Below are 24,840 nucleotides of genomic sequence, written 5' to 3' on the forward strand. Positions count from 1 at the left end.
CACCCTACTTGACCTCGCGAGCATACCAGCCTTCCGCTAGCAGTCGCTTAGCCCTCTTTTCTAATGCGTTAACGCACTCCGAAATGCCTTTCACCGAATGGTCCGTCCGGGCTTGCACTGTCCCCGAATCGCTATGCGGCCGACCGCTTCCGGCTACTCTTTCCATCATCGCACGCCTGTTCCTTTATTCGCCTTGGATTATAGTATTCGTTTTCGACGCCGTTGTCAAATCGAGACGGTAGATACCGGCGAGTTACCTGTTCCGGCCTTCGATCCATCGAAATCACTGGCGAATGCCTTGCGGCGATGCTGCCGCCACCGGTACGTGCTGACGATGCCGCGCATATATTCATCCGTAATCATTCCAATATAAATTCCGATCAGCCCATATTCGAGCGGTATAGCTAAGAAGTAAGATAAACCAACAGCTGACGCCCACATAATAGGGAGTGAGTACAGCATCACCACACGGCTGTCACCGATCGCACTGAGCGACTGACCAAGTGCCATATTAAGCATTTTGCCCGGCTGTAGGATCAAGTTCATCCACAGTAATGTCAGTGCGCTGTCAATGATTAGCTGATCTTCTGTAAACAAACCGAGCAGCTGATGCCGGAACAGCAGCATGAGCGCCGTATTCACCATTACAATGACGATTCCCCAGCCGACAACTTTATATGCATCATAATAAGCTTCCCTATATCGTCCTGCACCATAAAGATAGCTGATGCGAATCTGAACGCCCATTGCCAGCGACCAACCGAACAGGAAAGCGAACGATTCGATCGTGTTCAAATAAGTTCTTGTCGCGAGCTCCTCTGCACCCATTGTTGCGATGATCGCATAAATGGTCAGCTGCGAGAATGTCCACGATGCACCATTCATGCTGAGAGGCCAGCCAAGCTTAATGACTTCCTTCAGCAGCTGCTTATTGAACTTCAAATATTCGGGCAATCGAATTCGATCGCCAAAAGCGTGCGTGAACAGTCGAATTTGGAACAGCATCGCAACCCCTCGAGCAATGAGCATCGAGACACCGACGCCGTACAGCCCCCACTTCGGAAATCCGAACGCTCCAAATATAAAAGCATAGTTAAGCACAATATGTAAAATGTTCATACCGACCGCAATGAGCATCGGCGAACGGGTATCGCCGGTATTGCGTACGGCAGTGCTGAACGATAAGTTAAGCGCTGTAATAATCATGCCGCCGCCTACCATGGACATATACGTGTGCGCAAGCGGTCGAATATCAACAGGTACGTTCAACATCGCAATAAACAAATCCGTACAGCTTGCCAGCAGGATCGATATGATAATACCGAGCGCTGCCGTTATCGTAACTGACATTACACCAATCTGCCTTGCCTCCATCTGTTTGTTCGCGCCAAGCTTCTGTGCAATTAGAATACCTGCTCCGCTGCACACAAGCGAGAACAATACGATTACTGCATTAAAAAATTGGTTCGCAATGCCAACAACCGCTACCGCATCGTCCGAAATTCGGCTGACTTGAATCGTGTCCGCTGTTCCGAGCATGAATTGGAGCGTCATCTCAATCATTATCGGCCAAGTTAGCGCCCAGATGGAAATCGAACGCTCCGATAATGCTCCTTTTTGGTTACTCATGACGTCTGTGCCCCCTTTAACCTCCGGTTCATTGTAAGTGCTGATGAAAAAAATCGTCAAACACCGTATCTGACCGTATCGAGCCATTACTGCCTTAGAATCCCGAAATATGCAAAAGGATGCCCGAAATAATCGAGCATCCCTTCGCATCGTCTTCGTATATCCGCTTTTTGCACAAAAAATTGGATTAATCCATTAAAGATCGTATTTATCCAGTTGGTCCAGAAAGCTTCTTGACTTCAGTTGCAGACCAATATGAGCGTCCAACAAACGTCTCATTGCTTTCTTGACCTCCTGCTTCGTCTCATCCTTCAGCGACACGTTACCAAGACGCCAAAGGTCTAAACTACGGAATAACCGAAGCACCTTTAGCGCCACTTCAGACAGCCGAATAGCATACGGATCACGATGCGAGCACCGTCTGCATAATACACCTCCGCTGCCAACGCTAAGCTGATATGGTGCATCCTGTGATTCGCATGAGACGCATTCATCGAGCTGCGGGTCATAACCGGCTCTTTGTAAAATCTTCATCTCGAACAGATGACTGACGATTTGCGGGTCCTTCCCTGCCTCGAGTGATTCGAAACAAGCTTTCAGCTGAGCGTACAGGAACGGGTCCGCTTCATCATCCTGCAGCGTCCGATCCGTTAATTCAGCAGCATATGAAGCATAGGCCGCTAAGTCAAGCTGCTCGCGCAGCAAATGATGTGAAGCTAAAATTTCACCGTGATTCAGCGTGCCAAGCCCCCCGCCGCCGCCTCTGAAAAAAATAAACTCCCCGTATGTAAACGGCTGGGCAAGCGAGCCGTATCGGCTGCGGGCTTTTTTTGCGCCGCGGATGATAACGCCGACCTTGCTGCCGCCCTCCGTCAGCAGGGTAACGATTTTGTTACCTTCCCCGTAATCCATACTTCGAATGATGATGGCGCAGGTTCGGTGTAGCATCCCCTATCTTCTCCCATCGCAGGCAATCGCCCTGCGCCAGTTCAGCCGCCGCCAACGACTTCCGCCGTCACCTAAACAGGAGGGGTCACCGCTTCCTCGCTGTTATCTCCGGTCTCAAGCGAAGCGGTGTCCTCCGCCGCCTCGCTCTCGCTGATCTGGTGCATTTCCTTGTAGAGCAAAAACGCGTCAACGCTCCCGGTCAACGCAAAATACTTCCACGAAAAATCTCGCATTCCGTATTCACCCTTTCCGCCCTGTCAGAAATCGCTTAACACTGCCTGACAACTATAGCTTGCGAAAAAGAGGGAATACCTATCCTTGTTAAAAACCGTTAAATCATTTGCGATCGCTTCGTTATCTCACAACGAACCGGTTAATCGTTCTGGAAGCCGAGATCCTTCAACACACGTTCTTGATTACGCCAGTCCTTCTTCACCTTCACCCACAGCTCCAGAAAAGTGCGGGAACCGAGCAGCGCCTCGATATCACGCCGGGCCTGCTTGCCGACCTCCTTCAGCATCGCACCCTGCTTGCCGATAATGATCCCCTTCTGCGAATCGCGTTCGACGAAGATGACTGCGCCGATATAGACGACGCCATTGTCCTGCACTCGCATGTCCTCGATTGCTACGGCGATGGAATGCGGTACCTCTTCGCGTGTCATATGCAAAATTTTCTCACGGATCAGCTCCGCACAGACGAACTGCTCCGGATGGTCGGTAATCTGATCGGCCGGATAGTACTGCGGACCTTCCGGCAAATATTTGCCAATTTGGGTCAGCAGCGTATCTACGTTATTCCCCTGCAGCGCGCTGATCGGTACGATCTCTGCGAACTCATACAAATCCTTGTACTGCGTAATAATTTTGAGCAGCTCTTCTGGATGAATCTTATCGATCTTGTTCATGACGAGAAACACGGGCGTATTTTTAACTTTTTTCAGCTGCTCGATAATAAACCGGTCGCCCCCGCCCAGCCCTTCCGATACGTCAATAAGGAACAGAGCCGCCTCCACTTCGTCGAGCGCGCTGACGGCCGACTTTACCATGAAGTTGCCCAGCTTGGACTGCGGCTTATGGATGCCCGGTGTATCGAGAAAGACAATCTGCATATCGTCCTTCGTGTAGACACCGTGAATTTTGTTGCGGGTCGTCTGCGGCTTGTCCGACATGATGGCAATTTTCTGACCGATAATATGATTCATCAGAGTCGACTTTCCGACATTCGGCCGGCCGACTATAGCTACGAAGCCGGAATGAAATTTACGTTTGCTCGTATGGTCATTGTTATTCATAAGTTTCATCTACTCGTTATCCCTTCTACCCTTCATCAACCTTAGCTTGTTGATCATTGTTCAAATCCGCTGACGTAAAAGCGCCAGGCAGCAGCTGACCGACGGACATCACGACGATATCGCCTTGCAAATTGCCCATAACGACCGGCATATCTGGTCCGCCTAGCTCCATTAAAACTTGACGGCACACACCGCAAGGGGCAATTGGCCCTGACGTGTCGCCGATCACGGCAATCGCCTGAAACGTTCCAGGCTCACAGCCATCCGCTATTGCCCGGAACAAGGCGGTCCGTTCCGCACAATTCGTCGGGCCATACGCTGCATTCTCGACATTACAGCCATAATGAATCCGACCTTCGCGGTCAAGCAGCGCCGCTCCGACTTTGAAACGGGAATACGGCACGTATGCCCGCTTCCGGGCTTCCCGCGCCGCATTCATTAAACTATCCCACTTTGCGAAACTACCTGCTGTATCGCTCATGCCATCTCGCTCCCTTGACTAGACTACATGATCCCATTAGAGCAGCACGCTTTATAACTAACCGAACAATTTATCCCATAAGGGAGGGCCAAGCAATAGCAAGCCGATCGCTGCAGCAAACACTGCCGCAATAAGAACAGCGCCGGCCGCTGTATCCTTAGCCGCCTTGGCAAGCGGATGCCGCTCCGGTCCGATCCGATCGATTGTAAGCTCGATGGCCGTGTTAACCATTTCGAGCGATATAACAAGCGCCATTGCCAATAGAAGCAACGCCCACTCGACCGGCTTTATTTCTAGCCACGCCGCAGCCACAGCAACAAGTATAGCCGCGATAAGATGGACCTTCATATGCCTTTGCGTCCGAAATGCGTATCGAAAACCTTCTACTGCATATTGAAAGCTTTTGAATTCCTCCCGCATTAGCGAGGCAAGCCCGCCTTCTGCAGGACAGCCTCTTGCTTTGCCGTCATGACTGCTTCGCTCTCGGCATCCTGATGATCGTACCCGATCAGATGAAGGAAGCCATGGACGAACAGAAATCCGATTTCACGCTCCAGCGAATGTCCATACTCCTCGCTCTGCTGCTTGGCGCGTTCGGTTGAAATGATAATATCGCCAAGCATGCCTGAGAACGGATCAGGCTCTTCCTCCGATTCAACCTCAAATACGATCTCCGGCTCTTCTTCACCGTCTTCCTGCATAGCGAAAGACAAGACGTCCGTTGGCCGATCTATATTGCGGAATTCACGGTTCAGCCGATGAATCTCCTCATCGTCGACGAACGTCAGCGATACCTCACCCTCCGTCAAGCCTTCCTGCTCGCCTGCAATACGCAGCAATTGCTCAAGGCGTGAAATCCATGCATCTGGAATTTCTATCTTCGATTGCTCATTGCTCCAATCTAACACTAAGCTCATGCAAGCCGCTCCTTCGGTTTGACATCGTCTGGGTACTCAATGCGCGAATGGAAAATACCGATAACGGCTTCCTTCAACGTCTGCGCGATTTTATCTAATTCCTTCATCGTCAGATCGCATTCATTGAATTGATTATCGTCCAGACGGTCTTTAATTATCTTGTGAATCATCGTCTCTATTTGCTCTACTGTCGGCTTCCGTAAGCTTCGAACAGCTGCTTCCACACAATCGGCAATGCCGACAATTGCCGCTTCCTTCGACTGCGCCTTCGGCCCTGGGTATCGGAAATCGTCCGCTGTAAAGTCCGGCTCAATCCCCTGCTCTTCCGCCTGCTTCAGCGCCTTATGATAGAAAAACTTCAAAAAAGTCGTTCCGTGATGCTGCTCGGCAATGTCTCGAATCGGACGTGGAATATTATATCCACGAAGCATCTCGACCCCATCCCGGGCATGTGCAACGATGATCGATTTGCTCAGCTTCGGCTCAATAAAATCGTGCGGATTCTCAATATTCGTCTGATTCTCGATGAAATAGTCCGGCCGCTTCGTCTTCCCAATATCGTGATAGAACGAACCGACCCGGCAGAGTAGACCATCTGCCCCGATCGCTTCCGCGGCTGCCTCCGACAAATTACCGACCATCACGCTATGATGGTACGTCCCCGGCGTCTCCGTCAGCAGCTTACGCAGCAGCGGATGATTCGGGCTGGACAGCTCTACTAGCTTGAGCGTCGATAAGATACCGAACGTAATTTCAAAGAACGGCATTATACCGATGACGAGCACTGCTGTAATCAAGCCGCTGGCGAATGCAGCGCCAGTCGAATAAATGAGCTGCGTCTGGTCGATTTTCTCGTCCAGTAATTGCAGCGCGAGCACCGATAGCGAGCCAAACAGGCTTGCCATGATGCCAGCTTTCAATATGGTTGAGCGCTGGCTCGCACGGTGAACCGCGAAGATCGCGGAGAACGAAACGACAGCGAACACAAATCCGTAGCTGAAGTCGAACAAGCTGTCTCGTCCCGTATTGAAAATAATACTGCCCGAGATCGCGAACAAGAATGAGCTGACGATCGCCACTTGCATGTCCAGCAGCAGCGCGATTAGCATCGTTCCTGTTGCCACTGGCGTCAAGTAACCGACGTATGCCGTAGCCGCTGACTGCGGCAAGTTGACGATCTGCATCATAATCATATTTATGAAGAAAATAAGGAGCAGCATGAGCAGCTGAGGATTGCCGTACTTCGCCTTCGCACCGCTAATTCCGCCTGACTGCGCCAAGTAGCTAAACAACACGACGACGAACAATACGGACAGCAGCAGCGTTCCAAGCTGCGGCCAATACGTCCTTCTATCCTGCAGCAAGCCGGCATTCTCGAGCAGCTCATACTTTTCCTGTGTAATCAACTCTCCTTTGGCAACGATGACGTCGCCTTCAGAAATTACGACGCGTGCAGTATTCTCTCGTGCTAACGCCCTTGCATCGTTCGTCGCTTCCTTATCATAGAACTTGTTCGGCATGATCGCAAAACGAGCCAGCTCCTGCACAATTTCACGCGCCGTTCGGTTCGTCAGCGTGCTTGCATTGACAAGCTCGGCCACACGAGTACGCGCAGTCTCCGCATCGCGCAGCTGCTCACTCATCAGCTTTCGCACCGATTCCTTTGCGACCGTGCGCATCTCGGACAGCTGTTCCTGCGACAGCTTCGGAATTTTATAGAATGTCTCTTCGGGTATCGAATAATTCTGTCCCTTCGCAGAGCTTAACATCTCGTCCAGTAAAGTATCGTTATATGTACCGCCGCCCCGGTTCGATTTCGCGAACTGCTCCAAATAAGCATCATATTTGCGCGGAATTTCAGTGCGGTAGATTTGAATCTTCTCTTCCATCGTGACATCGTTATCTTGATTCAGCTGATCCATCCGCGTAAAGATCTGGTCGACCAGCTGATCGCCGCGCAGCGGAACATAGGTATAGATGTCCTCCACGGCTTCGGCTGCCTTCTCCTGAGCCTGTAACGTAGCTTTATCGTCGAATATTTGCTTGGGCGCTTCGATCGTCTTCTCACTTACCGCACCCTTCTTCACGTCATAGGTTTGCGGAACGAGATAAGGAGACAGGTTCAAATAAAACAGCAGCATGAACAGAAGAAGCAGCGCGTAGCGTACGCCCGCGCTTTGCTTCCAGCCCTTTGTCACAATCGCCTCTTGGCCTTGTCGGTTATTCTTAGTCCGGTTCATGCAGCGTACAATCCTCTCTATGCTTGGTTTTCCGCGTCTTGGTTGTAAGCCGTAATAATCTTCTGTACCAAGGTATGACGTACGACATCCTGCTCCGAGAAGGAAATGAACCCAATTTCTTCGATGCCTTGCAATATACGTGTGGCTTCAATTAATCCACTCTTCTTGCCCCGCGGCAGGTCGATCTGCGTAACGTCACCCGTCACAACCATCTTCGAGCCGAAACCAAGACGGGTTAAAAACATCTTCATCTGCTCCGGCGTCGTATTCTGAGCCTCGTCCAAAATAATAAACGAATCATCGAGCGTACGTCCGCGCATATAAGCAAGCGGAGCGACTTCAATCATACCGCGCTCGAACAGCTTCGTCGTCTGCTCCAGCCCCAGCACGTCATGCAGCGCATCGTACAAAGGACGCAAATACGGATCGACCTTCTCCTGCAAATCGCCAGGCAGAAAGCCAAGATTTTCACCCGCTTCTACGGCCGGACGCGTCAGCATAATCCGCTTGACAGCGCCTTCCTTAAGCGCTGCGACGGCCAGCACGACGGCCAGATACGTCTTGCCTGTGCCCGCCGGACCGACACCGAATACGATGTCCTTCTTCTTAATGGTCTGAATATAATGCCGTTGTCCAATCGTCTTGACGCGAATCGGTTTGCCTTTATACGTCGTTGTAATCGTGTACGTCAGCAAATCAAGCAGCTGATCTGCCTGCAGCTGCCGCGCAAGCTCTAGAGCATACGTTACATCCCGCTCCGTCGGCGTAAATCCGCCGCGAATAAGCTGCAAAAGCACGCTGAACAGCTGCTCCAGCGACTCCACCTCACCGGGATCGCCCGTAATCACGATCTCCGCATCGCGGGATTGAATCGATGCGCTCATTTGACCTTCGATCAGCCGCAAATACCGGTCCTGTGGACCGAATACCGCAAGCCCTTCCGCTGCGTTACGCAGCGTCAACTTCAACGTCTTCGTCTCATTGTGCAAATAGACTCATTCTCCTTGCGTACTAACTAATGGCATTTCGGTTACGATCGATTGCTCTACTTCTAAAAGTACTTTCAAATAAACTTTACCATTGTCCGTCTTTTCATGCAAAAGTTTTTCCGCTAGCACGACCGCATCCGCGCCCGCTTTGGTCATTAAATCCGCTTTAGCCTGCTGGATTCCTTTAATTATCGCTTCCTCTTTAGTCAGCGTTCGTTCGTCCTGCCTAACCTCCAGCACCGTTTCTTTCAATCGGCCAATCGGCAGGCGCAGACCGCGCCATGACGCCCTCTCTTCCCGCTGGACGACCTCGAACGATGCATAACGGCTGCCTCCGAAGCCGCTGACCTGCAGCGCTCTGCCGCCAATAACAATATTCCATTTAATTTTTGACTCTCCTGTATATACTTTAACCTTTTCCGACAAAGGAGAAACGACTTGATACTCATGCCAGACGATGCCGCGCACTTCTCCCTTGGCAGCAATCGTCTGCATATTCGTCTCATTACCCAGCGTGCCCGATATTAAAATGTCACCCTTCTGAACGCGCATATTCCGTTTCACGACCGGACGCCCTGCTTCTGCTTGAATTTCTGTGATGACCGCATCGGCTGAAGCAATCAAATGACGTGGGCTCAGGGCAGGCCCCCGGTCCGGCTTCGTAGACTCGACAACGTTAATGATGATAGACGTGCCTTTCTTTTTTACGCCGACCCATGCCGCATCCGGCAGCCGTGCAGCTATTCGCTTGGCAAGCACAGCCGGGTCCTCTAGCTTGAACGACCACTGCAGATGATGAATGCCTTCCGCCTTCGCTGCCTGCAGTATTTGCTCATCCGACAACCGAATATTACCCGTTACTTGCACCGACCAGACCAGCGATGACAGCAGATACAATCCGACAAAGAAAATGATCATGCCTACACCGAAGAAGACACGGCGGCGGAACTTAACGATCCAGAACGGCAGCCCTTCCCTTCCAGTCACATGGATGCGGCAGCTTGTCCGCTTCAGATAAGGACGCAGACGAAAGAAATGACGTACTGTCGTATCGAACTCAAGCTCGCCCCCGCTTCCCCGGCGAATCGACCATAGCTCAACGCCGCCATGCAGCGCCCGATTCACGAACGCCTCAGGATCGCCGCCGCGCGCCCTTACCGTTACGATCCCTCTCATCCACTGCATCCAGGTCCCTTTCACGATCGATCCGCTCCTTTCATGGCCTGTCCGCCCGCGGCGCAATTGCACCGCCCGCCTTACATGCCGTGCACTTCAATATTTTTAATAACGCCCTCTACGAACACTTCTTCTGTCCAAATTGTCCGAATAACGAGATCAGTCCCCGTAACCTCCAGCTCCCCTTTGCTAAGCGCAAGACGAAGACGGTCGCTTGAGAAATGAAGGACGCCTCGATGGTTCTCGATATATAGCTGCCGATCGCCAATCATCGTCAGGCGGGGAAGATCGTATACGACGTCCTGAGGAAGCTCCAGCAGCTGTGCCGTCAATTTTTGCAGCTTGCGGTTCATACGACGTATAGCCATAGCGTAATCCGCTCCTCCTCCCGTACTTTACCAAACTATGCGTCATGGCGTTGAAATATGAAGCCGACGACAGAAGTGCCGTTTAATTCATAAAAAAATCCGTACGAAGCTCGGCATCTGCAGCCGAGCTCCATACGGACCTCTCATTAAAGAGTATGCTAAGTCAAGATTTGTTCCACGGCCGCTTAGCACGCGGCGGACCTAATATCTCGGCCCACACGACCGCCTTTCGCATCGCTGCACTATCAAGCTCAGATGCCGGCGTCGACTGCTTAACCGATGCTGGCGCTGCAGCAGCACGCGGCGTCTGCCGCTTAACTGGCGCTTCGTTCGAGCCTAGCTCTGTAAGTACCGGATGCGCTCGTTCGGTTGAAGGCTGGTGGCCCGGGAACGGATACTCCGCGCTTTGCGGATCGCGCTGCTGCGGCATCTCCCATTCCTCGCTAGATGAGTCATTGCCGCCGAAGTCCGGCATCCGCCTCGCTGCGCCTCTGCCTGAGCCTTTCGTCTTCCCCAGAGCCGACAACACAAAGCCTACAATCACGATAACAAAGTAAATATTGTCAAACAGTAGCTCAATCAGCTTCTCCATAACGGCACCTATGCCTTAGAATCGTCTTGCGATGCAGCATCCGGCTTGCCGATCGAGCTGCGCATTTGCGTATCAGCTTCGATATTCTTCATGTTCATATAGTCCATAACGCCTAATTTACCGCTCTTCAATGCTTCCGCCATTGCAAGTGGAACCTGCGATTCCGACTCAACAACGCGGGCGCGCATCTCAACGACTCTCGCTTTCATTTCCTGCTCCTGTGCGACAGCCATTGCACGGCGCTCCTCCGCCTTCGCCTGCGCGATCCGTTTGTCCGCTTCAGCCTGCTCGGTCTGCAAGTAAGCACCGATGTTCTTGCCTACATCGACGTCCGCGATATCGATCGATAAAATTTCAAATGCCGTCCCCGCATCAAGCCCTTTGTCTAGTACAGTCCGTGAGATCAGGTCCGGATTCTCCAGTACGTCCTTATGCGTGGTAGAAGAGCCGACCGTCGTGACGATGCCTTCGCCGACACGCGCAATAATCGTTTCTTCGCCGGCGCCGCCGACGAGCCGCTCGATATTCGCCCGCACCGTGACGCGAGCTTTTACCTTCACTTCAATGCCATCTTTCGCAACAGCTGCAACAACCGGCGTCTCGATAACACGCGGATTAACACTCATTTGAACCGCTTGCAGAACATCGCGGCCCGCAAGGTCAATCGCTGCCGCCCGCTCGAATACGAGCGGAATATTAGCGCGCTGCGCTGCGATTAGCGCATTGACGACACGGTCGACATTACCGCCTGCGAGAAAGTGACTTTCCAGCTGATTAATCGAAAGTCCTAAGCCCGCTTTCGTCGCTTTAATAAGCGGATTAACGATCCGGCTCGGCACAACGCGGCGCAAACGCATCGCGACGAGCGTAATAATGCTGATCCGTACGCCTGATGCAAGCGCCGAAATCCAGAGCATAATCGGGAAGAAGCTTAAGAATACGAATAAAGCAACGATTACAACAGCTGCAATAATAAGAAATGTTATAGCTTCCGTTTCCATTGATTTAACCCCTCCAGTTCAGTTCAATTCAATGAATCTGCTGCTTTTACAACGACGCGTGTCCCGTCCACTGCAACGACGGTAACGGTTACGCCGGAGCCGATATATTGGCCGTCTGTGACGACGTCGATTCTTTCCCCGTCGATGTCAACCGCTCCTGCCGGACGTAGAGGTGTCAACGTAGTACCTGTGCGGCCGATAAGCGATTCTCGTAACGAATTCGATACATATCCCTGTTCCGTCGTTAACTTGTCGCGTAAGATGAACTTATTCCATATGCCCCGATGACTATATTTTCTCGCCAGCACATAGACAATGATTACAGAGACAAATAAAGCGATAGCAAGTGCATACAGTGCGGTTACCGCATCCTGCGCAGCTGTCACGACGCCTGCAACGATTGCGATAGAGCCCAGAACACCTAGAATGCCGAAGCTAGGAATGAACAGCTCTGCCACCAGCAGTACGACCCCTGCAATAAATAGAACGATTGACTCTTGTCCAGCAAACCCCGCAGCATAATGACCGAAGAAAAATAGGATAAATGATGCTGTGCCTACGAGACCAGGAACACCGAACCCTGGCAGCAGCATCTCGATCGCAATACCCGCTATGCCTAGGATTAACAGGATCGTCATCATGACCGGTGACGTCAGCCATTCTGCCAGACGCTCCGACCATGTTGGCTCGAGCTCAATCCGTGTACGCTCATCAAGCCCCAACCATTGAATTGCTTCATCAACTGAAGCAGCAATATGCTCCGCATAACCGGCCTTAACGGCCTCTGTCGCCGTTAGCGTTAAAATATCTCCCCGCGCTTTCGTGCGACCGATTTCTTTCACCTCGACAACGGCATTGAGATCGGTCATAGCTGCAGCATAATCCGGGTTCCGGTCATGGAGCCGTGCCGCCTCCATCATCTCGCTCGTCCAGAATGAGACCACTTTAGGATTGTCGATCAGCTCACCCGATTCGTCAACGACAGCAGCGGCTCCAATCGTACTACCAGGCTGCATGATGATGTTTTGCGCATTGAGCGCAATATAAGTGCCTGCCGATACCGCCTTCCCTTCCACGAAAACCGTTGTAGGCACTTTACTTTCGCGGATCAAATGACCGATCTCAACTGCATGATCGACTAGCCCTCCATACGTATTAAGCCGAAGCACAATCCGCTCTGCTCGGGCTTCCTCTGCTTCTCTATACGCTCGTTCCAGAAACGATTGCAATCCCGATTTCACCGTCTGCTCCGCATGAACCACATATACAGCTCCTCCGACTGAACCTGATTGTTCAGCTAGCGCTGCACCCGATGCCCATGACAGCAGACAACCGATCATGATGCTAAGCGCGGACATTCTTAACAATAATGCTCTCCATTGCATAATGCGACGGAAATCCAAGCTTTTCGCCCCCCCTTCATGTTCGTTACTCATTATACGCAAGAATTAGCATAAACGTCGCACATTTCCCACTTTATGTATAACACTTATTAAAATATATAGAAAAAACACTCCCTTGTACAAGGGAGTGTTCGCCTGTCCGTATGAATTTATTGCAAGGATTGTTGCACAATCGTATTTACCAGTTTACCGTCAGCTCGCCCTTTCACCTTCGGCATAAGAGCGCTCATCACTTTTCCCATCTCGGCTTTCGAAGAAGCACCGGTTTCCTGGATGGTCTGCAGTACAATTGACTTGATCTCTTCTTCTGTCAGCTGCTCGGGAAGGTATACACCAATAATTTCGATCTCTGCGGCAACATCTTTGGCAAGATCATCTCGGCCCGCTTTCTTAAATTCTTGGAGGGAATCTTTACGTTGTTTGATTTCACGACTTAGTATATCAAGCACTTCGCTGTCTTCCAAGGAACGCTTCAAATCAATCTCCGCGTTCTTGATGGACGAACGAATCATGCGAATCGTTGTAAGTTTGAACTTGTCCTGATTTTTCATCGCTTGCTTCATATCGTCGTTCAATCGATCGCTAAGGTTCATTGGGACGTGATCCTCCTAAAACTTTCTTTTACGCGCAGCCTCGGACTTCTTCTTGCGTTTCACGCTTGGCTTCTCGTAATGCTTGCGCTTCTTAACCTCAGCAAGAACGCCGTCCTTTGCGATGGAGCGCTTGAAGCGGCGGAGTGCAGCATCGATAGTCTCGTTTTTGCGAACTTTCGTTTCAGACACCAGTTTTCCCTCCCTCCGAAACAGACCGTCCAGAGCATTTCACCGTAATCAAACTTCATTATAGATGAAAAGGAAAGGCAGTGTCAACTTTCAACGCGCGAAACTAGAGCTCCCAATTTTCGGCCGCCCAGTAAGTGGAAATGTAGGTGATGAACCTCCATACCGCTGTCATCATTACAGTTGTTAACCAGTCGGTAACCCGACTCGGCAATGCCTAGCTCTCTCGCAACTTGGCGCGCTGCATGGAGCAGCTCCGCCATAACTGCATCGTCTGTGCCGCTTTCGACTTCATTCATCGTATCGATATGCTTCTTCGGTATAATAACGACGTGCACCGGCGCCTGAGGCGAAATATCGTGGAATGCCAGTACCGCATCGCTCTCATATGCTTTGCGGGATGGCAGTTCACCGTTTACGATTTTGCAAAAAATACAGCTCATTATGGACACCCTCTCCTGCCTAACGGCCAATATTATGTACTCACTATTATGATAGCGAAAACACGGACGCTCGTCCAATCAGACGGCAAGCAGGTGCCGGTGCATAGCCGCCCGGGCTTAGGCGGACACGCCCCGGCAAATCGGCCTCTCACAAGATTCAGAAGTACGGTAGTAAAGACAGGCCGACCAAAGCGGCAAGCGGCAGCGTCTGACGGATAAAGCGGCGGCGCGGATAGTACGGATACGGATAGAACGGCGCTCCGATCGGACCGCCAAATGGCCCGCCGAAAGGTCCGCCGAACGGAACGAAGCCGCGCGGATCGACCATAACGACGCCGCATGGGACAGCTAAGCATAGGAAGTGATCATCAATGCTCTCGACGATACCGTCGATACACCAGCCATTATAGGTCCGCGCCAACACGTATCGGTGCATATGATGCTTGCACCAATGCTTCATTTCTGTCTTTTCACCTGCAGCAGGCAGCGTAATTTGCGGCTTGACCGCCGTTTCTGCCTTAGCAGCCGGAGTCGGCGCCGGCTTCGCCGTTGGTAACGAAAGCTTAAAACTTGTCGGCTGCTTCGCCGCTGCCGACGGTTTCACTGCCGATTCTGATTTCGCAGACGGCTTCGGAAACATTTTACCAAGCTCCATATCAGTTCACCCTCCTGTTGCTACAATGTATGCAGCAATAGGCATTTGGCTACTGTACCGCTTGTTCAGTTATATCCTTTGCCCCGTGTGAACTACTCAACCGAAACAATACCGCTTGTGCCAACCTCGGCTTGCTCCAGTGCCTGCTTAAGCTGCTGTCCAAGCTGAACCCACAAGCCGCCTGCTTGTGCCGTAATCTCCACCGTTTTGTCACCCGTTTCGAGGGTAAAGCCGGACAAAATTTGTTCGAATTGCTCATACAGATCGATTACCCGCTGAACGTATTGCTTCTCGGCCTCATTCAGCGGACCAGGATGTGCGCCGATTTCAGCGATCGTATCGCTTACGGCGTTAAGCAATTCGCGCGGCTGCTCAGCGCCGCTAGCTCCTGAACGCTCCTCCGACGACTCAATGAAAGTCAGCAGCTCTTCCTTACTGCGGAACGACGCACCCAGCTTGTACAAGCTGCTAAGGCGATCCTCCGTATCAGACGATGCAGCCAGCTGCTTAAGCGACGCGGCTGTCTCCGACACATGCGTCTTTGCGCCTTGCCCAGCTTCAATGATCGCTATTCCTTCCTGTCGTTTCGTATCTTGAGAGTGCTGCAAATTAAGCGAAATTAAAAACACGATGCCGATCAAGCTGAGAGTAAGGAGAACGAGCAGCACCGGCACGGTATACGTTCTCTTCGCTTGGGTATCTGTACTCAACCTCTACGCCTCCGTTCGAATCTTACTTACTTGAAGCCTGCTTCATGACTGATCATCGAAGCTGTACGGTTACACCGCCGTTCAAGAAATGGACGAAGCATTCCCGGACAGGTTCACCGAGCGACAGCTCCAGTGCCTCGGCATATACGTCCAATTGGAATCGGTGCCGCTCGGCGGCCTGCTCATACTGCCCCGAATAAACCTGATCGGTCTTATAATCAAGCAGCACGATCCCGGCCTCATCCCGAAACAAGCAATCGACTACGCCTTGAATCAATATCGGTTCATCCACAATTGCTTCTGCCACCTGCGCGCCATAAATTCGGGAAGCCGGGAAAGCACAGCTGAACGGCAGCTCCCGGCGAACCCAGTCCGCTGCGAGCAGACGGCGGCCAATAGGACTATCGAAGAATTGGTGCACCGTTGTAGCAGATATCGCCTCCGCCTGCTTAGGAGTCATAATACGTCGCTCAATCAACGCATCAATCGTCTCCTGCACGACGGCTAAAGTAACAGGTCTGTCGAGCGGAATATGCTGCATGAGCAGGTGGCTCACCGTACCGCGTTCTGCCGGCGTCAGCTTGTTCTCTTCCATAAAACGCGGCCTGCGCAGCCGGAACGTAAAGGAAGAACGCTGCTTTTCTTCTCCTTGTCCTTGTCCTGGGCTCAATGCTGCCAGCTCTGATAGCTGGACGCTCTCTTCCACCTCGGCCGCTTCCGCATGCAGGCGTTTCATCTCTGTAACCGACGTCTTCGCTGGTATAAGCGATGCGGATGGATAGCTGTAATCCCAAGAGAGCAGCCGATCGACCTCCTCTGATGCTTCCGTAGGCTCCATGACAGCTAACTCCTGGACAGCTGCAAGCTTGTGCAGAAGCTCCTGATCCTTCTCCTCATCGACCTCGACCGCCGGAGCCGCCTCTTCAGCGAAAATGACAGCAGGCATTACGCCGAAGCGCCAGCCATCGAGCGGAACAACTGTCGGGAAGCTGGAACGCTCATGTTCGCTGAGGACATCGTTCTGCTCGGATGCCAGCGGCTGCGTTATCGTCGTAAGCATGCCGCTTCCGGCTGCCAGCGGTCCGATCCAATCTAAGTAGGCGCGTGCGGAGGCAAGCCGGTCGTCTGGAAGCCGGCCTTCCTCATCGACTGCACCTGACCATTCCTCAAGCTTCGATACGGCGTCAGCGACCGTACCGACCAGAATCATTTTTTCTTTCGGCCGGGTAACGGCAACGTATAGAATGCGCATCTCCTCCGCCAGCATCTCCATCCGCAGCCGATTGCTAATGGCTAAATACGGCAGCGTCGGATAACTGAGGCGAAGCTCGGCATCTACAAACTTCGGACCGTAGCCCAGTTCCTTGTGCAGCAGAAACGGCGCGTTCAAATCCTGCATGTTGAACATTTTGCCCAGACCTGCAATGAATACGACCGGGAACTCCAGTCCTTTGCTCTTGTGAATGGACATGATCCGCACGACATCCTCTTGCTCGCCGAGCGCACGCGCTGTACCGAGATCGCCGCCCGTCTCGCGCATTCGTTCGATGAAGCGCAGAAACCGGAACAGCCCGCGGAACGTTGTCGCTTCATACTGTCTAGCCCGGTCCAGCAGCGCACGTAAATTCGCTTGACGCTGCGCGCCGCCCGGCAAACCGCCGACAAAATCGTAATAGCCTGTTTCCCGATACAACGATGTGAGCAGCTCCGTGAGCGAGCCTTGGCGCGCCGCCTGCCGCCAGCTCTCCAGCTGGGTTAGAAAACGCTCCAGCTTTAAACGAATCGTCCCCACAGTCTGTTCCAAGTCAGCGGCTTTGCGGACGGCATCATAGAAGCTGCCTTTGCCTGCCGCGATGCGAATATGTGCCAGTTCCTGAGCTGACAGCCCGAAAATCGGCGAACGAAGCGCTCCCGCCAGCGGGATATCCTGGTACGGGTTATCGATGACACGAAGCAGCGACATCATCACTTCCACTTCGGTCGCGTCAAAATAGCCCGTGCCGAGCTCCGCATACGCGGGAATGCCGCTGGACTGCAGCTCTTCAATCATGATCGGCGCCCACTGCTGGGTAGCGCGCAGCAGGATGACGATATCTCGCATTTGGAGCGGCCGATACGTCTTACGGCGGCCGTCCCATACAGGATGGCCCGCTTCGCGGAGCTCCAAGATCCGGCGGGCAATCGATCGAGCCTCCAGCTGAGCCGTCTGTAGATCGGAAGCATCCAGCGGGCGCGCACCTTCCTCTGAATCGGAATCCGATTCATCTTCAAGAGGCACTTCATCCGCTGGACTCGGTATTCCTTTCTTATCGATCAGTATTAGTTCAGCTGCGCACCGCCCCAGTACATCAGGCTCCGGATAATCTGCACCGCACACAAGCTCGGCCCGCTCGTCGTACTCAAGCTCGCCTACGCTCTCGCGCATGACGGCGCGGAAAATACCGTTCACGCCATCGACGACCTCGCTGCGGCTGCGAAAATTGCGCGCTAAGTCAATGCGGACGCCCGTTTCACCATTGTGCGGCTCGGCGGCTAGTTCAGCTTGTGAAGCTTGTGCAGATTGTGCGGGTGAAGCTGCGGAATATGCAGGGACGTACGTTTTATATTTGTGTAGGAACAAATTCGGCTCCGCGAGACGGAACCGGTAGATGCTCTGTTTAACGTCGCCGACCATAAATCGGTTGTTAGAACGAGCGATAAGCGTAACGATCGCTTCCTGCACCGTATTCGTATCCTGATACTCATCCAGCAGAATTTCAACGAACCGTTCCCGATACTCCAGCGCCGCCGGCGAAGGAATTTCTTGCTCTGGCGTCGATGCGGCATCCCGAAGAATGCGCAGGCAGCCGTGCTCTAGATCGCTGAAATCAAGCAGCCCCTTCCCTCGTTTCAGCTGCTCGTACCGAGCACCGAAAGAAATGACAAGCTCCGACAGCGACTCCATAAGCGGCGCAAGCTCTTCGAGCTCCGCGCGGTACTGCTCCGGCGTACGGCGGAACCACTTGTCTGCAAGTCCCGTTACGATTCCTTTCGCTTTGTCCCGCAGCGCCTTTGCCCGATCCTTCAGCTGCGGATCGTATTCGTCGCCCTTCATTGCCTTCAATCTGCCGAACGATACGGCAGCGAACTTGTCCGACCACGCCTCCCACGGCTCCGAAGCCGTAAAGCCAAGCAGGCTGGTTACAACTGACAGGTCGTCCACGAACGTGTCGGCGTACGGCGCCGGACCGGCAGGTCGTCTTGTCAAATCGAGCGCCTGCTCCAGCAGGCCGGCTGCTCCAAGCAGCGACAGCCGAACGTCGGCCTTCGCCGCCGCCACCCACTCCGTGCCGCTCAGCGTCGCTTCGGACGGAAGACGAAACGCCGCCGCCATCTGACGCAGCCAATGATCTGGCCACGGGTGGCTCCGGGAAAAGTCGTACAGCTTCTGGACGAGCTGATACAGCGGCTCGTCTCCCCGCTCACCGCCGTAACGGTCAGCCAGCATCAGGAAGCTGCCGCTGTCCTCGTCCTCCCCAGCATACTTGCGCTCGAACAGCTCGTCCAGCGCATCGATTCGCAGCAGCTCGCTTTCCGTCTCGCCTGCCATCCGAAACCCCGGATCGAGGCCGATGAGCGGATAATAGCTGCGAATGACATCCAGACAGAACGAGTGGAGCGTCGTAATGGACGAACGGTTAATTAGTACAAGCTGACGGCGCAGATGCTCCGAATCAGGATTTCGTTCCAGCGCGCCTTCGAGCGCGATACGAACCCGTTCCTTCATCTCGGAAGCCGCCGCTTTCGTAAATGTCGCGACTAGAAGCCGATCAACGTCGACGTCGGTCGATATTTTACGAATGATCCGCTCGACGAGCACAGCCGTCTTGCCTGAGCCTGCCGCTGCAGCGACTAGAATATTGCTTCCTTCCGCCGATACAGCACGCCATTGATCGTCCGTCCAGGTTGAGCCTTCCGGCTTCGGACTAAACGTTAAGCCCGTCATTGCTGTTCCCCCTCGTCATGAATGCTTCTGCCGATGCTGCCGCTTCCCGCACGTAGCTGTCAACTTCCGCTGCAGCTGGAGCAAGCATTTGCCATACGTCGTCCTTCCCGAGCTTCGGTAGCTTGACGTATTCGTTGCCTTCGAACAACGGATCAAATTGACATACCGCTTTATACGAACAGAACGTACAAGGCGATTTGCCGCCTAGCCTATACGGAGAGATGGACACCGCCCCGCAGCCGATCGCCCCGCCAATTGCACCAATCGTTCGGCGAACGGCGCTGCGCAGATGCTCCCACCTATCCTCCGGCAGCACCGATGAGTTCGAGTAAAAGGAGCCGTCTTTCTTCACTGCAACCGGCAGCACCTCGGAGTAGCCGGATTCCAGCTCGCTGTCCATAAGCCGAATAACCTTTTCATCTGCGACGAGCAAGCCTTTCGTTTTGAACTTCTTCAACCGCTGCCTGCGTGCCTCATGACGATCCAGCCCGCCTGCAGTGTTCAAGAGCGGATTATGCACGTGAAAATAAAGCACGCCGGCCGGCTTCACTTCCCGTCCTAGCCAAGAAGCACCGTGCGTCAGCAGCACGTCTAAGTAAGCCAGCATTTGGAGCGACAGCCCGAACGCCACCTCCTCCATCCGAAGATTGGTAGAGCTCGACTTATAGTCCATAACGCGAAGGAGAAGCCCTTCGTCCGTCTCGGCTGCATCGACGCGGTCAATTCGGCCAACGAGCTCGATGTCATCGCCTTCCGGCGTCTTTACCACGAGCGACGGCAGCGTGCCGTCAGGACCGAAGTCCACCTCCAAGCCGACCGGATGGAACGAAGCACGCCGGGCATGATCGCCGAGCATAATAGCCGCCTGGGCAATAATCGCCTTCAGCTTGGTCAGCATATAGCGATGGCGCCCGCTGCTGAGCAATATTTCCGATTGCAGGCGCGGCGCAAGCTCGCTTACTGCCTCAGCGACAGCATCAGCCGCTTGCTGATCGGTAACGGCGCCCCATCGACGGCCGAACTTGTCCGCAACCTTGCTGAGTGCAGCATGGAACAGCTGACCGACGTCCGGCGCTTCCAGACGGTAGATTTGACGCTCCTGCAGTCTCAAGCCATAAACGGCAAAATGCTGAAACGGACACGAAACGAACCGTTCCATCCGCGATACGCTCGCCCGCAGCCGCTCGCCGTACAGCTTACGCGCCGTGTCGGCATCAAGCGGCGGCTCCACGTTCCGATAATCGAGCGATGCAACGCGGCGGCGCAGCGGCTCCTGCCACATAGGACGGACAGCGAACCAGCTGAACACATCCCACCATGCGTCATCGATTTCTGCCCCCTGCCGCCACGCCCGCAGCCGGGCAATCAGATGCGGCAAAGCAGACACTGGACGGACAGCGAACGCTAATTGTTCTTCTCTCGTCATATCTTCCGAAGGCTCCGTACTAATCATGCGCACCGGCAGCAGCGGAAACATTGTCCTTAAATGACGAATCAGCTCGGATGGGTGCAAGCTTTTGCCTTCCTCATCTGCCATCGCATAGCTAATCCATAAATGTCTGCTCGGCGCTGCTATCGCATTGTAAATCATGAATCGCTCATCGAGCAGCCTGCGTCGTACACTCGGCGCCAGCGGCAGCCCAGCGTCGGACAGCATGTCCCGCTCCTGCTCGGTTAGAATGCCATCTTCCGTCATTCGAGCTGGAAGTACACCGTCATTCGCTCCTAAAATATAACAAACCTTCACATCGCCTGATCTCGTCCGGTCGACGCTGCCGATCAACACTTGATCGAGCGATGGCGGCACGGACGCCAGCTTCAAGCTGTCCAGCCCCGTCTCTAGCATCCCAGCGAACAACTCCGGCGTAAGCGGCTCTTCGCCCGTCATCTCGACCATTTGGTCAAGCAGCGACAGAACGCTGTCCCACAGCTGCCGATGCGAGCGCGATTGCCGGACGCGGCCGGCTTCCGCATCAGCACGGCTCCAGCGCTCCAGCCGATCAGCCGCACCACAATGCTCTAACAGCTGATACAGCGCTTCGCACATCGAGCGAACGTCCTTCGCGCTTTCCAGCGCTTTACTGAACCGCTGAAGCGGCAACACGATCGCTTGGCGCGCTTCAAGGACAACCTCAAAGCGTTCAAGCTCCGAACTGCTTGCTTCCGCCGCCTCCGGATTGTCAAGCGACTCGCGAACAAGCGGCTTCCAGCTTCGCTTATCGAGCCAGCGCCAGCCGTCGATGCCGGCAGCCAGTGCATAATTCTCGAGCAAATCGAATGATTCCCTCGTTAATCTTGAGCCGCTGTCTTCCTCATCAGGAAACAGCAGCTCCGTCTTCATGCAGCGGAATACAGCATCATACTTCCATCCGTGCAATACCGTTTCAAGCGCTGAGCGGATAAACTCAACGAGCGGATGATAGGATGCGGTGCGCTTCTGGTCTAGAAAGTATGGAATACCATTATCCTGCATCAGCTCGGTCAAATAATCCGTATAGTCCGTCGCGTTACGCACCATGATCGCCATTTCACGCCAGCGCATCCCTTCTTCACGTGCACGGCGCACCATATCGCGTACAGCCGCCTCCGCTTCCGCCCGGCGGTTAGGTGCGGCATGTACAGACAGCTCTCCCGCTTGCTGATGCGAATCAAACAGTGAAGCCTTCATTGCGTCGGCTGCCATTGGGCGACGCGAAGCATAGTTTTGTTCAATATGAGCAAGCACCGTTCGATTCATAAAACGCGGAGGTGTACCTTCGTTCAACATAAGCGTTTCTTTAATGGCAATGCCATTGTGCTGCGCAAGCTCGTAAAGCCGAATATATGTCTCCGCCGTCGGATGAAACAGCTCCAGCTCATGCGGGCGTTCCCCTTCGTCATACGGACGGTCCAGCGTGAGCGCAACCGTTACGTTAGCTGCCGAGCCAATTATCGCTTCCAGCGCTTCGTACTCCTTGGGGGTAAAGCCGTGGAAGCCGTCGATATAAATCTCGGCCCCTTTCAGCGATGGGCTGAGCGCGTAACCGCGCGCAAGAAACGTCAAATAATCTTCTGCATCTGCGTACAAATGCGCCGTCTCCAGCTCTAGATGACGGTACAGCAGCTGAAGGTCATGCAGCTTTCGCTGCAGCAGCGGCGAAGCGGCTGCGCCGGACGGCTGATGCGCCATCGATTCGGACAGTCGCGAGCTGTCCACGCCGTAACGCTTCCATTCCGTCAGCAGCTCGCCGAGCCGTTCGATAAATCCAGGCTGCCCGCCTGCGCCTTGGAACAGCTGCAGCTCCGATCCATGCCTGTGCATCAGCTTATAAAGCAGCATGTTTTTGCCGTTCTCGTCGATGGGAACAAGAGCAGTACCGCCTGTCTCCTGCATAACGCGGAACGCCAGGCGCCGAAAGCTGAGCGCTTGTGCGCGAATCGTCCCCGAGCGGCCGCCGCGCAGCAGCTCATACTCGGTCTGGAACGTCGCCTGCTCCGGCACAAGCATAATAAGCGGCGGGCCATCCGGCTCCGCCTGCAGCTTAACTCGTATTTCATCCAGGCAATATCGGGTTTTCCCCGCCCCGGAGCGACCTAGTACAAATCGCAGTGCCACAAGCGACACCTCCCTTTTCCGATCAATTTCGCCATCCTCTTAGCCGGATGACAAGGTGCCTCTATTCTAGCACAATCCGACGTTTTTTTCATTGATAGATCGAACATACATTCTGGGAGTTTTCGTTATAAAAAAGCCCTAGCCAGACGATCACATCGTCCCAGCTAGGGCAGGATTACAGAGAGGACGTTATCGCTTGCTCCGCACCTCAAAAATCGCAAATTTCAAATAGTGTCCCTCGCTTACGCCGAGCAGCTGCGGGTGGTCTTTGCCCGCTGCGCGCCATTCCACGAGGCGAAGCAGCTTGCCCGCATCGCGCGCCGCTTCCTGGATCGTCGCAAGAAACTGCTCTGGCTTCATATGATACGAGCAGCTGGCTGTAACGAGATAGCCGCCCTCGTTCACCAGCTTCAGGCCATGCAGATTAATGTCCTTGTAGCCGCGCACCGCGCCGCTGACTGCGCCGCGAGTCTTCGTGAACGCCGGCGGGTCAAGCACCACGACGTCCCACGTGCGGCCGCCGCCTGCTGCAAGCTTCTTCGACGTGTCGACCTTACCGCCATCCTCGCGATTTACAGCCGCGCGAGCCGCCCGATCATCAACGCCCTTGGCCTGTTGGCGCAAATAGTCGAACGCATCGGCTACGACGAATTCGACGCGATCCTCAAAGCCATTCCGGGCAACATTGCGGCGCGCCGTCTCAATCGCATGCTCCGATATATCGAGACAGGTCACTTTCTTCGCGCCATATTTGCACGCATGCAGCGTGAAGCTTCCCGTATGTGCAAAGCATTCCAGCACAGTTGCACCGTCCCAATAAGGGAATGTCACTTCTTTGCCGTTCGCATTAATCGGCACGCGCCTTGTCCCCGATTCGTCCGTTACATCCTGCAGCTTAATGCCGCTGCGGCTGCCCCAGCCCTTCATGAGTGGAGCGATCGAAGCGCGGTTCTCGCGCTGGTCGAAGAAGTAACCCGTCTTCTGTCCTTCGACGATGTCGACCTCCAGCCTCAAGCCGTTCTCGCTAATCTCGACGATTCGCGGGCAATCGCCGTACAGAACGCCTGTACGCTGCTCTAAGCCTTCGAGCGAACGAACGCCGACGTCGCTGCGCTCGTAAATGCCTTGCGGTGCGAATACATTCGCCAGCGCGCGCACAATAGCATCGCGTCGTACATCCATGCCGAGCGTTAAAATTTGTACGACCAGAACGCCACCGAACCGGTCGACGACAAGACCTGGAAGAAAATCAGCCTCTCCGTACACTAGGCGGCAATCCTGATCCTCAACAAACCGGCTCCGATGCTCTGCACACCGTTCAAACCGCTCACGGAAGAACGTCTCATCCATCTCAACATCAGGTGAATAGCTAATGACTCTCACCGTAATTTGCGAAGCCGGATTCCAATAACCGCTCGCCAAATATTTACCTTGATGGTTCGCAATATCAACGACGTCTCCCGGCTTGGCCTCGCCGTCCATCCGGTCGATCTCGCTGGCGTATACCCAAGGATGGCCATCCTCCAGTCTCTTCTTCCGGTTCTTGCTCAAAATAATGGTTGCCCGTTTCACCCTACCGTCCCTTTCTGTACTAACGTATTCCGATGGACTTTACCATCAGCCATCAGCAAGTGC

The 24,840-nt window shown here is 53.7% G+C and carries 23 protein-coding genes; all 23 read right to left on the minus strand.

Going from position 1 to position 24,840, the window contains the following annotated elements:
• Nucleotides 1-4 precede the first annotated feature (4 nt).
• A complete protein-coding gene (locus PXY01_RS22265; protein ID WP_164744301.1) occupies nt 5-169 on the minus strand; it encodes a hypothetical protein in 165 nt (54 codons plus the stop codon).
• A 56-nt stretch (nt 170-225) separates the two neighbouring features.
• Nucleotides 226-1,629 carry an MATE family efflux transporter gene (locus tag PXY01_RS04010; RefSeq protein ID WP_246027788.1) on the minus strand — a complete coding sequence of 468 codons (1,404 nt, stop codon included), beginning with the start codon at nt 1,627-1,629 and terminating at the stop codon, nt 226-228.
• Between the two features lie 195 nt (nt 1,630-1,824).
• The gene (recO, locus tag PXY01_RS04015) at nt 1,825-2,577 is read right to left on the minus strand and encodes a DNA repair protein RecO (RefSeq protein ID WP_127567558.1); all 753 of its coding nucleotides are present in this window, start codon (nt 2,575-2,577) and stop codon (nt 1,825-1,827) included.
• A 71-nt stretch (nt 2,578-2,648) separates the two neighbouring features.
• Complete coding sequence (locus PXY01_RS04020) at nt 2,649-2,810, minus strand: YqzL family protein (protein WP_127567560.1); 162 nt, start codon at nt 2,808-2,810, stop codon at nt 2,649-2,651.
• 140 nt (nt 2,811-2,950) lie between these two features.
• Nucleotides 2,951-3,871, minus strand: coding sequence for a GTPase Era (gene era / locus PXY01_RS04025; protein ID WP_127568061.1), 921 nt, complete (start codon nt 3,869-3,871; stop codon nt 2,951-2,953).
• Between the two features lie 25 nt (nt 3,872-3,896).
• Nucleotides 3,897-4,352, minus strand: a complete 456-nt coding sequence (locus tag PXY01_RS04030; RefSeq protein WP_127567562.1) for a cytidine deaminase — start codon at nt 4,350-4,352, stop codon at nt 3,897-3,899.
• Between the two features lie 57 nt (nt 4,353-4,409).
• Nucleotides 4,410-4,772, minus strand: coding sequence for a diacylglycerol kinase family protein (locus PXY01_RS04035; RefSeq protein ID WP_127567564.1), 363 nt, complete (start codon nt 4,770-4,772; stop codon nt 4,410-4,412).
• The gene (gene ybeY, locus PXY01_RS04040) at nt 4,772-5,269 is read right to left on the minus strand and encodes an rRNA maturation RNase YbeY (RefSeq protein ID WP_127567567.1); all 498 of its coding nucleotides are present in this window, start codon (nt 5,267-5,269) and stop codon (nt 4,772-4,774) included. The genes PXY01_RS04035 and ybeY overlap by 1 nt, the downstream gene beginning before the upstream one ends.
• Nucleotides 5,266-7,509, minus strand: a complete 2,244-nt coding sequence (locus PXY01_RS04045; protein ID WP_127567569.1) for an HD family phosphohydrolase — start codon at nt 7,507-7,509, stop codon at nt 5,266-5,268. Before PXY01_RS04045 ends, ybeY begins: the two co-directional genes overlap by 4 nt.
• A 17-nt stretch (nt 7,510-7,526) precedes the next feature.
• Entirely contained in the window at nt 7,527-8,498 is a 972-nt protein-coding gene (locus tag PXY01_RS04050) for a PhoH family protein (RefSeq protein ID WP_127567571.1), read from the minus strand.
• Between the two features lie 6 nt (nt 8,499-8,504).
• The gene (gene yqfD, locus PXY01_RS04055) at nt 8,505-9,698 is read right to left on the minus strand and encodes a sporulation protein YqfD (protein WP_127567573.1); all 1,194 of its coding nucleotides are present in this window, start codon (nt 9,696-9,698) and stop codon (nt 8,505-8,507) included.
• A 56-nt stretch (nt 9,699-9,754) separates the two neighbouring features.
• Nucleotides 9,755-10,036, minus strand: a complete 282-nt coding sequence (gene yqfC / locus PXY01_RS04060; RefSeq protein WP_127568063.1) for a sporulation protein YqfC — start codon at nt 10,034-10,036, stop codon at nt 9,755-9,757.
• Between the two features lie 169 nt (nt 10,037-10,205).
• The gene (locus tag PXY01_RS04065) at nt 10,206-10,634 is read right to left on the minus strand and encodes a YqfB family membrane protein (RefSeq protein WP_127567575.1); all 429 of its coding nucleotides are present in this window, start codon (nt 10,632-10,634) and stop codon (nt 10,206-10,208) included.
• Between the two features lie 8 nt (nt 10,635-10,642).
• Nucleotides 10,643-11,635, minus strand: coding sequence for a flotillin-like protein FloA (gene floA, locus PXY01_RS04070; RefSeq protein ID WP_127567577.1), 993 nt, complete (start codon nt 11,633-11,635; stop codon nt 10,643-10,645).
• A 23-nt stretch (nt 11,636-11,658) separates the two neighbouring features.
• Entirely contained in the window at nt 11,659-13,038 is a 1,380-nt protein-coding gene (locus PXY01_RS04075) for an NfeD family protein (RefSeq protein ID WP_246027789.1), read from the minus strand.
• A gap of 149 nt (nt 13,039-13,187) precedes the next feature.
• On the minus strand, nt 13,188-13,631 hold the full coding sequence (locus PXY01_RS04080; RefSeq protein ID WP_127567579.1) for a GatB/YqeY domain-containing protein: 444 nt from the start codon (nt 13,629-13,631) through the stop codon (nt 13,188-13,190).
• Between the two features lie 15 nt (nt 13,632-13,646).
• Nucleotides 13,647-13,820: a 30S ribosomal protein S21 gene (gene rpsU, locus PXY01_RS04085; RefSeq protein WP_005547957.1), complete on the minus strand. Its 174-nt coding sequence runs from the start codon at nt 13,818-13,820 to the stop codon at nt 13,647-13,649.
• Between the two features lie 83 nt (nt 13,821-13,903).
• The gene (locus PXY01_RS04090) at nt 13,904-14,260 is read right to left on the minus strand and encodes a histidine triad nucleotide-binding protein (RefSeq protein ID WP_127567581.1); all 357 of its coding nucleotides are present in this window, start codon (nt 14,258-14,260) and stop codon (nt 13,904-13,906) included.
• A 157-nt stretch (nt 14,261-14,417) separates the two neighbouring features.
• A complete protein-coding gene (locus tag PXY01_RS04095) occupies nt 14,418-14,915 on the minus strand; it encodes a hypothetical protein (RefSeq protein WP_127567583.1) in 498 nt (165 codons plus the stop codon).
• Between the two features lie 92 nt (nt 14,916-15,007).
• A complete protein-coding gene (locus tag PXY01_RS04100; RefSeq protein WP_127567585.1) occupies nt 15,008-15,625 on the minus strand; it encodes a hypothetical protein in 618 nt (205 codons plus the stop codon).
• Nucleotides 15,626-15,677: 52 nt separating this feature from the next.
• Nucleotides 15,678-19,610 carry a helicase-exonuclease AddAB subunit AddA gene (gene addA / locus PXY01_RS04105; RefSeq protein WP_127567587.1) on the minus strand — a complete coding sequence of 1,311 codons (3,933 nt, stop codon included), beginning with the start codon at nt 19,608-19,610 and terminating at the stop codon, nt 15,678-15,680.
• Nucleotides 19,591-23,205 carry a helicase-exonuclease AddAB subunit AddB gene (gene addB / locus PXY01_RS04110; protein WP_127567589.1) on the minus strand — a complete coding sequence of 1,205 codons (3,615 nt, stop codon included), beginning with the start codon at nt 23,203-23,205 and terminating at the stop codon, nt 19,591-19,593. The genes addA and addB overlap by 20 nt, the downstream gene beginning before the upstream one ends.
• Before the next feature lie 189 nt (nt 23,206-23,394).
• Entirely contained in the window at nt 23,395-24,777 is a 1,383-nt protein-coding gene (locus PXY01_RS04115; protein ID WP_127567591.1) for a class I SAM-dependent rRNA methyltransferase, read from the minus strand.
• Between the last annotated feature and the right edge of the window lie 63 nt (nt 24,778-24,840).

The sequence above is a fragment of the Paenibacillus xylaniclasticus genome, from assembly GCF_004001065.1.
Lineage (GTDB): Bacteria > Bacillota > Bacilli > Paenibacillales > Paenibacillaceae > Paenibacillus_T > Paenibacillus_T xylaniclasticus.